The 13,314-nt window shown below is 59.3% G+C and carries 11 protein-coding genes; all 11 read left to right on the top strand.

Features of this window, described 5'->3' with window-relative positions; translation table 11 throughout:
• The first annotated feature begins 50 nt into the window (after positions 1–50).
• On the top strand, positions 51–860 hold the full coding sequence (gene modA / locus HMPREF2749_RS05965) for a molybdate ABC transporter substrate-binding protein (RefSeq protein ID WP_070593734.1): 810 nt from the start codon (positions 51–53) through the stop codon (positions 858–860).
• A 37-nt stretch (positions 861–897) separates the two neighbouring features.
• Positions 898–1,770: an ABC transporter permease gene (locus tag HMPREF2749_RS05960; RefSeq protein ID WP_012903025.1), complete on the top strand. Its 873-nt coding sequence runs from the start codon at positions 898–900 to the stop codon at positions 1,768–1,770.
• A gap of 124 nt (positions 1,771–1,894) precedes the next feature.
• Complete coding sequence (locus HMPREF2749_RS05955) at positions 1,895–3,274, top strand: molybdopterin molybdotransferase MoeA (RefSeq protein ID WP_044150194.1); 1,380 nt, start codon at positions 1,895–1,897, stop codon at positions 3,272–3,274.
• Positions 3,275–3,382: 108 nt separating this feature from the next.
• Complete coding sequence (gene moaC, locus HMPREF2749_RS05950; RefSeq protein WP_049341109.1) at positions 3,383–3,883, top strand: cyclic pyranopterin monophosphate synthase MoaC; 501 nt, start codon at positions 3,383–3,385, stop codon at positions 3,881–3,883.
• Between the two features lie 65 nt (positions 3,884–3,948).
• Entirely contained in the window at positions 3,949–4,467 is a 519-nt protein-coding gene (locus tag HMPREF2749_RS05945; protein WP_049341111.1) for a MogA/MoaB family molybdenum cofactor biosynthesis protein, read from the top strand.
• A complete protein-coding gene (locus HMPREF2749_RS05940; RefSeq protein WP_049341113.1) occupies positions 4,457–4,963 on the top strand; it encodes a molybdenum cofactor biosynthesis protein MoaE in 507 nt (168 codons plus the stop codon). The genes HMPREF2749_RS05945 and HMPREF2749_RS05940 overlap by 11 nt, the downstream gene beginning before the upstream one ends.
• A 113-nt stretch (positions 4,964–5,076) precedes the next feature.
• Entirely contained in the window at positions 5,077–6,270 is a 1,194-nt protein-coding gene (locus tag HMPREF2749_RS05935) for a ThiF family adenylyltransferase (RefSeq protein ID WP_049341115.1), read from the top strand.
• Between the two features lie 78 nt (positions 6,271–6,348).
• On the top strand, positions 6,349–10,068 hold the full coding sequence (locus tag HMPREF2749_RS05930) for a nitrate reductase subunit alpha (RefSeq protein ID WP_049341117.1): 3,720 nt from the start codon (positions 6,349–6,351) through the stop codon (positions 10,066–10,068).
• Entirely contained in the window at positions 10,068–11,681 is a 1,614-nt protein-coding gene (gene narH / locus HMPREF2749_RS05925; protein ID WP_005504921.1) for a nitrate reductase subunit beta, read from the top strand. Before HMPREF2749_RS05930 ends, narH begins: the two co-directional genes overlap by 1 nt.
• Positions 11,682–11,684: 3 nt before the next feature.
• Positions 11,685–12,425 carry a nitrate reductase molybdenum cofactor assembly chaperone gene (gene narJ, locus HMPREF2749_RS05920; protein ID WP_005504922.1) on the top strand — a complete coding sequence of 247 codons (741 nt, stop codon included), beginning with the start codon at positions 11,685–11,687 and terminating at the stop codon, positions 12,423–12,425.
• Between the two features lie 26 nt (positions 12,426–12,451).
• Positions 12,452–13,285, top strand: a complete 834-nt coding sequence (gene narI, locus HMPREF2749_RS05915) for a respiratory nitrate reductase subunit gamma (RefSeq protein ID WP_049347293.1) — start codon at positions 12,452–12,454, stop codon at positions 13,283–13,285.
• The last annotated feature ends 29 nt before the right edge of the window (positions 13,286–13,314 follow it).

Raw genomic sequence — 13,314 nt, 5'->3', positions numbered from 1 at the left:
GACGCACCTCACCACCGCAAGAGTACGAAACCATCAAGGAAACAAATTTCATGAAGACCCCCCTCGCAGCCCTCAGCGCGCTCGCCGCCGCAACCCTCGCTCTCACCGGATGCGGCGCCCCCCAGAGCTCCTCCTCATCTTCCTCCTCGTCTGCGGCAAGCAGTCAGGCAGCCTCCGGCAAGATCGAAGTCTTCGCCGCAGCCTCCCTGAACAACGCCGGCGCAGACCTCGAAAAGGCATACGAAGCCGCCAACCCCGGCGTGGACGTCACCTTCGTCTACGAAGGCTCCGCAAAGCTCGTCAACCAGATTGAGCAGGGCGCAACCCCCGACCTGCTGATCACCGCAGATACCAAGAACATGGACAAGGCAAAGAAACTCGACCAGTTCTCCGGCTCCGAAACCAACGTTCTGGTCACCAATAAGCTCGTGCTCGTCACCGCTGAAGGCAACCCCGGCAAGATCAACAGCCTCGACGACCTCAAGACCACCGACGGCGTCGTCGCAGTCTGCAAAGAAGACGTCCCCTGCGGCACCATCGCCCACCAGGAACTGAAGAAGCACGACATCACCCTCAAGAACGCAACCACCGAAAGCAAGGTCACCGACGTAGCAACCAAGGTCACCACCGGTAACGCCGATGCGGGCTTCATCTACACCACCGACCTCGCCGCAGCCAAGAAGAAGGGCGTCAACCTCGGATCCGTCGAACTGACCGACGTGGAACGCAACGAATACCCCGCAGCGCTGAGCAAGACCGGCTCCTCCTCCGAAACCGCGAAGAAGTTCAACGAATGGTTGAAGAACTCCGACGAGGCGAAGAAGATCCTCACCGAGTACGGCTTCAACACCGCACAGTAATTCAACACAGTAGGGAACAACCCGCGTCTCACCACCCATGACAGACACTACCGCTACCCGCCGCAACGCCGGAACCTCAAGCACACCCGGAAGCAGACTCTTCGCCTCCGTGCCCGTGCTCTTCCTGGTTCCGGCGTCGCTGGGTATTTTCCTCATTGCCGGACCGCTCCTCGGGCTCTTCCTCAACATCCCCTGGAGCCAGCTCGGCAGTATCTTCACCCCGCAGGTGCTCGGGGCGGCGAACCTCTCCCTCAGCACCGCCGCCGCATCCACCCTCATCTGCGGGCTTCTCGGCGCGCCCCTGGCGCTTGTGCTCTCCAAAGTGCTCAATCGCTCGCGGCTACACCGGTTTGGGTCGGTCCTCTACGCCATCATCTACACCCCGGTGATTCTCTCTCCGGTTGTCTCCGGCCTCGGGCTACTCTTCTTCTGGGGACGCAAAGGCATGATTGGCACCTACCTCTACCAGTCGGGAATCTCTATTCCATTCACCCCCAACGCGGTGATTATCGCCCAGGTATTCGTCGCCCTACCCTTCTTCGTTGCCACTGCGGTCACCACCCTGCAGGCTATTCCCCGCGAATACGAAGAAATTGCCCTCGTCGAAGGCGCTAAACCCGCAGAAATTACTTTCAAAGTGCTGCTACCCCTCGCTGCGCCCGGCCTTGCCACCGCTTTCCTGCTCTCCTTCGCCCGTGCCCTCGGCGAATACGGCGCAACCGTCACCTTCGCCGGCAACGTGCAAGGCAAAACCCAAACCATACCCCTCGCCATCGACCTGGCCATCAACAGCAGCGACATCCCCAGCGCCCTCGGAAGCGCCCTGATTCTCATCAGCCTCTACCTAGGAATCTTCGGGGTCCTCGGCCTGATCCGCGCTCTGAAAAAACTACGCGAAAGCACCCGATAAACCACCCCGTCGCTTGCCCCGCACACCACCGGGAGCATACCGGTCCTTAGGCGAAACTGCATTTACCAGCCCACAAAAACACACCTACACTAGTCATAACCGCCGCCGCACGATTGGAACCGCCATGATTGCCCCCGAATTCAACGGAACCCCCAGCACCGAGGAATACCGCGCCTACCTGGCGCTACTGCTGCGCGAAGTCTTCATCGGCACCGCAGAAACGGTTCCCCTCTACCACGCGGCAGGACGCATCCTCGCCCAAGACGTCACCGCACGCATGGACGTACCCAGCTTCGACAACTCCCAAATGGACGGCTACGCCCTCACCGCCGAAGCCGCAGAACGCGAAGACCGCATCTTCACCGTCGGACGCGAAATCCCCGCTGGCCGCCCCCTCCAACGTTCCCGCTCCTCTGACGACCTGACCTACCCCATCATGACCGGCGCGCCCATGCCTAAGGGCTACGACGCCGTCATCCCCGTCGAACAGTCTGAACGCATCGAATATCCCGACCTACCCGAGTCCTTCGGCCGCCCCAGCGAAAAGGTCAAACTCGCCCCCGGCAAGCCCGGACAATTCGTGCGCCGCCGCGGCGAAGACGTCGTCACCGGCCAGGTCCTCGCACGCGCCGGTGAACGCATCACCCCCGCCATGCTTGGTGCGCTCGCATCCCAGGGCTACGCACGCCTGACCGTTGCGGCTGGTCCTCGCGTGCTCGTGTGCACCGGCGGCGACGAGATCCTCTCCGGCGTTGAAGAAGATGGAAGCGCCACCACTCAGGAACTTGGCCAGGGCCAGATTTTTGACGCCAACGGACCCATGCTCACCGCCATGCTCCGCGAAGACGGAGCGGAGGTGCGCCGCATCGCTATCGGTGACGACCCGGTAGAGCTGGTGCACCGCCTCGTAGCAGAGTACGAGAGCTTCAAACCGGACATCATCATCACCTCGGGTGGTATTAGCCACGGCAAATACGAGGTGGTCCGTAACGCCATCGCCAAGGCACACGAAGCCGATATTCTGGTGCCCGTCTCCTGGTTTGGCCACGTCAGCCAGCAGCCCGGCGGCCCCCAGGGCGTGAACCTGCTCGACTTCAAGGGCCACCGCGTGCCCATGATCTCCTTCCCCGGAAACCCGGTGAGCACGCTCATCTCGTACGCGCTGATTCTGCGCCCCTACCTGCGTGCTGGCGGTCCCTACGGTGTGCCCTACGCGGTCGCCTCCGAACAAGCGACCTTGAATAACGCACCGCGAGGCGTGCTCGTCACCGAAACCCCGCTCACCGCACCGGCGGCCAAACGCCAGTTCCTGCGCGGCACCCTCGCCATGGTCGAGGTGGAACCCGGAACCTACCGGGTGGAGCTCTACCCGGACGTCCTCTCAGGCTCGCACCTGCTACACCGAGCCGCCCAGGCGGACGTGCTCATCGAGCTGGCGCCCGGAACCACCTACACCGGGGGAGAGGCAGTGCCCTACCACCGCATTCGCCTCACCGATAACTAAGCGAAACACACCCGCGTTGTTCCTTGCGTGAACGACAAGGAGTAATTGAGACTCATACTAAGTAACGATTCGCGGCAGAAGAATACCGCGCTGAAGCCAGGAGAAACGATGACCTCTACCTCGCAGCCCAACCAGGAACTGACCCACGTGCGCGCCGACGGCTCAGCACACATGGTGGACGTTACGGAGAAGTCGGTCACCACCCGAACCGCCCTGGCGGAGGCAACCGTGCGCACCCGCGAAGACGTGATTGCCATGATTTTTGACGCTGACCTGCCCAAGGGTGACGCCCTTCCCGTCGCACGCGTTGCGGGCATTATGGGTGCTAAGCGCACTCCGGAAATCATTCCCCTCTGCCACCCGCTGCCCCTGGGCAAGATTACGGTGGACTTTGAGCGCGGCACCGACTTTGTGCGTATTGAAGCCTCCGTGAAGACCCGCGGCGTCACCGGTGTAGAGATGGAGGCGCTCACCGCCGTCTCCTCGGCGGCACTGACCGTTTTCGACATGATCAAGGCAGTCGATAAGTACGCCGTCATTACCGATATCCGTGTTCTGGAGAAGAGCGGCGGCAAGTCCGGCGACTGGTCCGTCCGCGAGGAATCTTAAGCTACGGCGGCACACCGCCCCCACCGACCCCACTGTCACCTGATAGATACAGAAAAGGAAAGCCAATGAGTAGCGAAGACTACACCATGCCCGAGAACCTCACCGGTCTGGTTATTGTCGCCTCCACCCGCGCAGCCCGCGGCGTGTACGAGGATAAGTCCGGCCCCATCGCCGTGGAGTGGCTGCGCTCGCGCGGCTTCGACACCCCGGATGCCGTGGTCATTGAAGACCGCGATATTGTCGAGTACTTCAACACCCTGGTGACCGAAGGTAAGAAGAACGGTAACCTGCCGACCTTCATCCTGACCAGCGGTGGTACCGGTCTGAACTCTGACGACCAGACCGTGGAGGCGGTTCGCCCCCACCTGGACAAGGAAGTTCCCGGCGTTATGCATGCCTTCTGGATGAACGGTCTGAAGAACATTCCCGCGGCGGTGCTTTCACGCGGCGTGGCGGGCGTCATTGACCGCACCTTCGTGATGACCCTGCCCGGTTCGCGCGGTGGCGTGAAGGACGGCGTGGCAACCCTCGACCCGCTTGTTGAGCACATTTGCCGTCAGATGGAGGACTACCATGACCACTAAGCCGCAGAACGAAGAATCCCTGGACCATTCGGGTGCGCACGGTGTTGAGCCGAGCGGCTCGACCGTGGTGTTCACCGATATTACGGAGGCGCCCCTGGAGCCGCTGTACGCTGCGGCTAAGGCTGAGGTCATGACCGACGCCATGGGTGCCCTGGTAATTTTTGACGGCATTGTACGTAACCATGATCACGGTAGTGCGGTTCGCGGGCTGTCCTATAGCGCGCATCCGCAGGCTCGTGAGTATATTGCGGAGGTTGCCGCCGAGGTTGCTGCCGAGCTGGACGGTGTGCGTCTGTGGGCTGTGCATCGTGTGGGGCCGATTGCTATTGGTGAGTCGGCTCTGACCGTGATGGCGGCGGCTGCTCACCGTGGCCGCGCGTTTGATGCCTGTGAGCTGGTGGCTGACCGGGTGAAGGCTCGTGTGCCGATTTGGAAGGAACAGGAACTGCTCGATGGAAGCATCGAGTGGGTTGGTGTGGATACTTCGCCTGCTTAGCCTTCTGAATATTCTGATATCTCTATATAAGCCTGTCAGGGGGATTTCTCTCGGGCAGGCTTATTCTCCTTGAAAGCTCAAGTCACCTCTACTACTAGACGCGAGGAATCCCTATGTCTTCTCAGCCTTCAACCGGCACGGGCGAGCTCTCTGCCGCTGAGCGTGCGTTCTATTCTCGTCAGCTGATTCTGCCCGAAATGGGCTACGAGGCTCAGCTGGCGCTCAAACGCGCACGCGTGGTGGTGCTGGGTGCTGGCGGTTTGGGTGCTCCCGCGCTGCTGTACCTGGCGGGTGCCGGGGTCGGTCAGATTGTGGTGGTTGATGATGACGTCGTGGATGCCTCGAATCTGCACCGCCAGGTGATTCATACGCACGCCAGAGTGGGTAATTCTAAGGCTGAGTCTGCCGCAGAGTCTTTGCGCTCGCTGAATCCTTTTATTGAGGTTGTGCCTGTGTGTGAGCGTTTGACGGAGGTGAATGTTGATGAGCTTCTGTCTGGTGCTGACCTGGTGCTGGATGGTAGCGATAATTTCGAGTCGCGTTATGTGGTGTCGGCGGCGGCTGCGCGTGCTGGAATTGCGCATGTATGGGCTGCGATTCTTGGTTTTGATGCGCAGCTGAGTGTGTTTTGGGCTGGTCGCGGTCCGGTGTATGAGGATTTGTACCCTCATGCTCCTGCTGCCGGTAGCGTGCCGTCGTGTAGTACTGCTGGCGTGGTGGGTGCTATGGCTGGCGTGGTGGGTGCTGCGATGGCCATGGAGGCAGTGAAGCTGCTGACCGGGGTGGGGGAGCCGCTCATGGGTGAGGTTGGCCTATATTCGGCATTAAGCGGAAGGTGGGAATATATACCTCTTGTAGCTAGCGTGCAAGCTGTACCTAAGAAAAGCGCTGTTTTGCCCCAAGAAACGAGTCATAAGCCCAAAAATCATGTAACAATTCGTAATATTTCTCAGGATTTTACAAGCTCTTCTGCTGACTCGAAACCCCGCTCGATGAGCGCTCAGGACCTTAAAAAGATGTCATCGGGTGAAAATATTGCCCTTTTGGATGTCCGTGAGCAGGTGGAGTTCAATGCCTTTGCGATTGACGGTGCCATTAACCTGCCCCTCACTGAATTGCTTGAAGCGGCTCGAAATGACTCTCTCAAAGCCCTGATTGAGCGTAAAATCCCCGCAAATGCCCAGAAAATCGTTATTTACTGCACCGGATACACCCGAACGGTTGAGGCGGCTCGTGAAATAGCGCCCCTGGAGGAGCGTTCTGTGTACATGCTTGAGGGTGGAATTTCCGCCTGGCTTACGGTCTAAAGCACCCTTATTTCGTATGAATTAGGCAAGGTTTTTATCTCGTATTTTCCATGCCAAATTTCCGATATATTGGGCAGTATGGAACAAGCATCACAGATTAAGGGCCCGGACGGCCCCCTTACCGATCAGCTGATCAAGTTCGGTAAGTTCTTCTCCCGCTGGGATGAGACTGAAGACGGCCGCGCCGTCTTCCGTGAAGGCGGCCGCGAAGGTGACGCCTTCTACCGCGACCGTTGGAGCCACGATAAGGAAGTTCGCTCTACCCACGGCGTGAACTGCACCGGCTCCTGCTCCTGGAAGGTGTACGTCAAGGACGGCATTATCACCTGGGAAGCACAGGAAACCGATTACCCCTCGGTTGGTCCCGACCGCCCCGAGTACGAGCCCCGCGGTTGCCCCCGCGGTGCAGCATTCTCGTGGTACACCTACTCTCCCACTCGCGTTAAGTACCCCTACGTTCGCGGTCTCCTGCTGGAGATGTACCGCGAAGCGAAGGCAATCCACAACGATCCCGTGGACGCCTTCCACTCCATCGTGTCCGACCCCGCCAAGCGTGCACGCTACGTGAACGCACGCGGTAAGGGTGGTCTGGTGCGCTCGACCTGGGCTGAGGCTCTCGAGCTGATGGCTGCTGCTCACGTGCACACCATCAAGTACTACGGCCCCGACCGTAACACCGGCTTCACCCCGATTCCGGCAATGTCCATGGCGTCCTTCAGCGCGGGTGTTCGCTACATCCAGCTGGCCGGTGGCGTCATGACCAGCTTCTACGACTGGTACGCTGACCTCCCCGTGGCTTCCCCGCAGGTCTTCGGCGACCAGACCGACGTTCCCGAGTCCGGCGACTGGTGGGACGCTGCATACCTCATCATGTGGGGTGCAAACGTTCCGCTGACCCGTACCCCGGATGCTCACTGGGTCTCCGAGGTCCGCTACCGCGGTACCAAGGTTGTCACCGTGAGCCCCGACTACGCCGACAACACCAAGTTCGCTGACGAGTGGCTGCCCGCCCAGGCAGGTACCGACGCGGCACTGGCAATGGCGATGGGCCACGTCATCCTTAAGGAGAACTACGTCGACCAGCGTGTCGAGTTCTTCGAGGACTTCTCCCTGACCTACACCGACCTTCCCTTCCTGGTCACCCTGGAAACCCGTGAAGACGGCATTAAGGTTCCCTCCAAGTTCCTGACTGCGGCTAAGCTCGCTGGCGAGGCTGAGCAGCCGAACGCTGACTTCAAGCCCGTCCTGATGGACCGCGAGACTGGCGAGGTCTTCGTGCCCAACGGCACCATGGGTCACCGTTACGCTCAGGAAGACCAGGGCAAGTGGAACCTGGATTTGCAGGGTCGTAAGCCGATTCTGTCGATTCGCGACCTGCCTCAGGGCCAGTCCGCAGCGGTTGAGATTAAGATGCCGACCTTCGATAACCCGAAGGGTCACGGCGACGTCATTACCCGCGGCGTGCCCGTAACCTACGTTGATGGTCACGAAGTTACTACCGTCTTCGATATCATGCTGGCACAGTACGGTGTGGGCCGTGAGGGTCTGCCCGGTACCTGGGCTAAGGACTACGAGGACTGGAACGTTCAGAACACCCCGGCATGGCAGGAGCAGATTACTTCTGTCCCCGCCGAGGCTGTTATTCGCGTTGCCCGCGAGTTCGCCAAGAGCGCCCTGGATTCCGGCGGCCGCTCCATGGTCATCTTCGGTGCAGGTATCTGCCAGTGGTACCACGCTGACACCACCTACCGCGCTATCCTCGCTCTGCTGAACCTGACCGGTTGCCAGGGTCGCAACGGTGGCGGTTGGGCTCACTACGTGGGCCAGGAGAAGGCACGTCCTCTGACCGGTCTGACCAACATTGCGAACGCTCTGGACTGGAGCCGCCCGCCGCGTCACATGATCGGTACCGGCTTCTGGTACATGCACACTGACCAGTTCCGTCAGGACGCATACTCCACCGACTACCTGCAGTCCCCGCTGGCTAAGGGCGAGCTGCGCGACGTTCACACTGCTGACGTTGTGGCACGTTCTACCCGTATGGGCTGGATGCCGTTCTACCCGCAGTTCCCCGAGAACTCGCTGGATCTGGCAGACAAGGCAGAGCAGGCAGTGGCACGCGGCGAGGCTTCCTCGAACGCGGACTACATTGCACAGCGCCTGAACTCCGGTGACCTGGAGTTCTCCGTTGAGGACGTTGACAACCCCGTCAACTGGCCTCGTACCCTGACCCTGTGGCGTTCGAACCTGTTCGGTTCCTCCGCTAAGGGTGAGAGCTACTTCCTGAAGCACCTGGTCGGTAGCATGGACAACGTCCAGGGCTCCGACTCGGAGAAGCTGCCGAACGAAGTGAAGTGGGTTGAGGACGCGCCTCAGGGCAAGCTGGATCTGCTGGTCACCTCGGACTTCCGTATGACCTCCACGACCCTGCTGTCTGACATCGTTCTGCCGACTGCTACCTGGTACGAGAAGCACGATATCTCCTCGACCGATATGCACCCGTTCCTGCACGCGTTCTCCCCGGCAATTGACCCGCCGTGGGAGGCAAAGACCGACCACGAGACCTTCAAGGCACTGGCGTTTGAGTTCAGCCGCCTGGCTAAGAAGCACCTCGGCGTCCGTAAGGACATCGTTTCGGTCCCGCTGTTGCACGACACCCCCGGCCAGATTGCTCAGCCCGGCGGTCACGCACCCGACTGGAAGAACACCCCCGGTATGGTGGGCGTACCCGGCAAGAACATGCCGAACTTCGTCACCGTCGAGCGCGACTACGGCGCACTGTACGACATGTACACCACCGTTGGCCCGCTGTTCGATAAGCTCGGTGCAACCACCAAGTTCATCACTTACGACCTGAAGGACGAAGTCGCGAAGATGGCTAAGGAATTCGGCGTGATGGACTCCGGTAAGGGCGCAGGCCGTCCGGCACTGGATACCGACGTGAAGATTTCTGAAGCAATCCTCATGATTTCCGGTACCTCCAACGGTGAGGTCGCTGTCAAGGGCTTCAAGGAGCTTGAGAAGCAGACCGGTCTGCACCTGATGGACCTGGCAGAAGGTAACGAGGAACGTCGTATCACCTTCCCTATGACCCAGGCCGCACCGCAGCCCGTGATGACCTCCCCCGAGTGGTCCGGTTCGGAGACCGGTGGTCGCCGTTACGCTCCGTTCACCGTCAACATCGAGAAGAAGAAGCCGTTCCACACCCTGACCGGCCGTATGCACTTCTTCCTCGACCACGACTGGATGCACGAAATGGGCGAGGCTCTGCCGATTTACCGTCCGCCGCTGGATATGACCGGCCTGTACAACGAGCCTGAGCTCGGTACTACCGATGGTGTTTCGGTTGCTGTTCGCTACCTGACCCCGCACAACAAGTGGGCAATTCACTCGCAGTACTTCGATAACCACTACATGCTGAGCATGTTCCGTGGCGGTCCGACTGCATGGATGAGCCCGCAGGACGCTGAGAAGATTGGCGTCAAGGATGGCGAGTGGATTGAGTGTGTGAACACCAATGGTGTCTTCGTCGGCCGTGCGGTTGTTTCGCACCGTATGCCCGAGGGCGTTTGCTACGTCTACCACGCTCAGGAGCGTATGGTTAGCCCGAAGTCTGAAGTCACCGGTAAGCGCGGTGGTATTCACAACTCGGTGACCCGTATTCTTCTGAAGCCCACCCACATGATTGGTGGCTACGCTCACCAGGCGTTCGCCTTCAACTATCTTGGACCGACCGGTAACCAGCGAGACATCGTCTCGTACATCCGTCGCCGTAAGTCCCAGGAGGTAACTTTCTAATGCGCGTTATGGCACAAGTTGCTATGGTGATGGCGCTCGATAAGTGCATCGGCTGCCACACCTGCTCCGTGACCTGTAAGCAGGCATGGACGAACCGAGCCGGTACCGAGTACGTCTGGTTCAACAACGTTGAGACTCGTCCCGGCCAGGGTTACCCCCGCCGTTACGAGGATCAGGAGAAGTGGAAGGGCGGCTGGGTGCTGAACAAGCGCGGTCGTCTGGAGCTCAAGAGCGGTAACCGCTTCCAGAAGCTCTTCACGATCTTTGCTTCCCCGATTCAGCCCGAGCTGAACGACTACTACGAGCCCTGGACCTACGATTACCAGAACCTGACCAGTGCTCCTCTGGGTGATGACTTCCCGGCTGCTAAGCCGGTCTCCCTCATCACCGGTGAGGACACCAAGGTCGAGTGGGGTATGAACTGGGACGACAACCTGGCTGGTGCGACCGAGTACGGTCACCTGGACCCGCTGGTTGAGAAGGTTCGCAAGAAGGCTGAGGACAAGATTAAGTTCGAGTTCGAGCAGACCTTCATGTTCTACCTGCCTCGTATTTGTGAGCACTGCTTGAACCCCTCCTGCATGGCTTCTTGCCCCTCCGGCGCTATCTACAAGCGCGCTGAGGACGGTATCGTTCTGGTTGACCAGGACCGTTGCCGCGGTTGGCGTCAGTGCATCACCGGCTGCCCCTACAAGAAGGTGTACTTCAACCACAAGACGGGTAAGGCTGAGAAGTGTACCTTCTGCTACCCCCGTATTGAGGCTGGTATTCCGACCGTGTGTGCTGAGACCTGTGTTGGTCGTATGCGCTACATCGGTATCTTCCTCTACGATGCAGACCGCGTGACTGAGGCTGCTTCGGTTGAGGATGAGAAGGACCTCTACGAGGCTCAGCTGTCGCTGATGCTTGATCCTTCGGATCCGGCTGTGATTGAGCAGGCTCGTAAGAACGACATCCCCGATGCGTGGATTACTGCAGCTCAGAAGTCGCCCGTGTACAAGCTGGCGAAGGAGTGGAAGGTGGCCCTGCCCCTGCACCCCGAGTACCGCACCATGCCGATGGTTTGGTACGTGCCGCCGCTGTCTCCGATTGTTGACCTGCTCAAGGAGCAGGGCCACGATGCAGAGAACAGCAACAACCTGTTCGGCGCTATTGAGTCTCTCCGTATTCCGGTTGAGTACCTGGCTGAGCTGTTCACCGCTGGTGACACTGAGGTTGTTACTAACGTTCTGCGCCGCCTGGCTGCGATGCGTTCGTACATGCGTGACATCAACCTCGGTGGCGAAGGCAACGAGGAGATTGCTCAGGCAGTTGGCATGACTGGTCAGCAGGTGTACGAGATGTACCGCCTGATGGCTATCGCTAAGTACAACGAGCGTTACGTCATTCCGAAGGCTCACATGGAAGACGCCCACAACCTTGAGGAAATGGGCTGCTCCCTGAGCGTGGATGGCGGACCCGGCATGTACGGCGATGCGTTCAACGACATGGAGGGTCGCCCGACCCCCGTGTCCACCGGTGTCTACGAGGCTAACAACAAGGTCAGCTTGTTCAGCTGGGATGGTTCTTCCCGTCCTGACGGCCTCTTCCCGAATACCACCGGAAAGAAGTAATAAGTGGCTGGATTCTTTTCCAAGCTCATGGGCAAGGCCGGTTCCGAGGCTACTGTCTCGGAGCCGGCTCAGCCGGAGAACCCGTTTGATATCGATTACGGTCCCGGCGAGGATAAGGACTCGGTGATTTACCAGGTGAGCGGTATGCTCCTGGGCTACCCCGATGAGGAGACTCTGAAGGTTCTGCCTGAACTGGTGGAGATTACCGCTTCCACCCAGGATGAGGCTTTCATTGCTGCCGTTGATGCGGTTCAGCAGTGGCTGACTTCTAAGGACCTGGAGGATGTGCAGTCCGAGTACGTGCAGGAGTACGACCTTTCGCGTCGTCATTCTCTGCATCTGTCCTACTGGACCGATGGCGATACCCGCCGCCGTGGTGAGACTCTTCTGCGTTTTAAGCAGATGTACCGCGACTCCGGTATGTTGACCGTTTTGAATGGTGAGCTTCCGGACTACCTGCCGCTGGTGCTGGAGTTCTGTGCGTTGGTGGATCGCCGTAAGGGCCGTTCCGCTTTGCAGGCGTACCGTCCGTCCCTTGAGCTTCTTCGTCTGTCCATGAAGGACGGAAATCTGCCCCACTACGGGTTGTTGCAGAGCATCTGCGATACCCTTCCTGGCGTCTCTCCGCAGACTCAGGAGGAGGTCCAGAAGATGGCTGGCTACGGCCCTCCCGTCGAGACTGTTGGCCTGAATGGCTACGCTGATCATCAGCTGCTCCAGCAGGCTTCGGCTCGTTCTAACTAGTTTTATCCCTTGTGAGGAGACAACACGTGTACGTACTTGCTTCTGAGAACGCAGGACATGCTGCACAGGCTGTAGCCGATCCGGGTATTGTTGACATCCTGCTGTGGGGCGTTCTGCCCTATGTTGCACTGGTCATTCTGATTGGTGGCACCATTTGGCGTTACCGTACTGACCAGTTCGGATGGACTACCCGCTCGTCCCAGGTCTATGAATCGAAGCTGTTGCGCATCGCTTCGCCCCTGTTCCATTACGGTCTTGCGGCCGTTTTCCTTGGCCACGTTGGTGGTCTGGTGGTGCCTAAGGCATTCACCGACCTGGTCGTTTCGGATGACACTTACCACATTGTGGCGCTGGTCGGCGGTTCTGTTGCTGCGGTCGCAACCATTGTTGGTATGTTCGTTCTGATTGGTCGCCGTGTTTCGAACTCTCGTGTGCGTTCGGCTACCACTCGTAATGACGTTTTCATGTATGTCGTTTTGGTTCTGGTGATTCTCGCCGGTACTGCGGCTACTCTGATTTCGGCAGTGAACCCCTCGGGCGGTTTGCCTCCGGTGAATGGTCACGAGGTTCACTTCAACTACCGTGAGACCATTTCTGTGTGGTTCCGTTCGCTGTTCTACTTCCACCCTGAGGTAGCTTTGATGGTGAATATTCCCGTGGCTTTCAAGATTCACATCGTGGTGGCTATGGTTCTGTTCATCATTTGGCCCTTTACCCGCCTGGTGCACGCACTGACTGTGCCCCTGCACTACCTCTTCCGCCCCTACACCGTGTACCGCTCTCGTGGCGGCCAGCGTGTTGGTGCACGTCGAGGTTGGGATCCGGTAGGTACTCTCCCGCGTGAGCGCGCCGACCGCTAATACACATATCCATATTGCAAAAGAGGAAA

It is taken from the genome of Rothia sp. HMSC075F09 (assembly GCF_001810515.1).
Taxonomy (GTDB): Bacteria; Actinomycetota; Actinomycetes; order Actinomycetales; family Micrococcaceae; genus Rothia.
This window is presented reverse-complemented; position numbering and strand designations above follow the sequence as displayed.

Bases quoted from the DNA above. Each gene is read 5' to 3' on its own strand.
- modA (WP_070593734.1), top strand. From the start codon at position 51: ATGAAGACCCCCCTCGCAGCCCTCAGCGCGCTCGCCGCCGCAACCCTC.
- HMPREF2749_RS05960 (WP_012903025.1), top strand. From the start codon at position 898: ATGACAGACACTACCGCTACCCGCCGCAACGCCGGAACCTCAAGCACA.
- HMPREF2749_RS05955 (WP_044150194.1), top strand. From the start codon at position 1,895: ATGATTGCCCCCGAATTCAACGGAACCCCCAGCACCGAGGAATACCGC.
- moaC (WP_049341109.1), top strand. From the start codon at position 3,383: ATGACCTCTACCTCGCAGCCCAACCAGGAACTGACCCACGTGCGCGCC.
- HMPREF2749_RS05945 (WP_049341111.1), top strand. From the start codon at position 3,949: ATGAGTAGCGAAGACTACACCATGCCCGAGAACCTCACCGGTCTGGTT.
- HMPREF2749_RS05940 (WP_049341113.1), top strand. From the start codon at position 4,457: ATGACCACTAAGCCGCAGAACGAAGAATCCCTGGACCATTCGGGTGCG.
- HMPREF2749_RS05935 (WP_049341115.1), top strand. From the start codon at position 5,077: ATGTCTTCTCAGCCTTCAACCGGCACGGGCGAGCTCTCTGCCGCTGAG.
- HMPREF2749_RS05930 (WP_049341117.1), top strand. From the start codon at position 6,349: ATGGAACAAGCATCACAGATTAAGGGCCCGGACGGCCCCCTTACCGAT.
- narH (WP_005504921.1), top strand. From the start codon at position 10,068: ATGCGCGTTATGGCACAAGTTGCTATGGTGATGGCGCTCGATAAGTGC.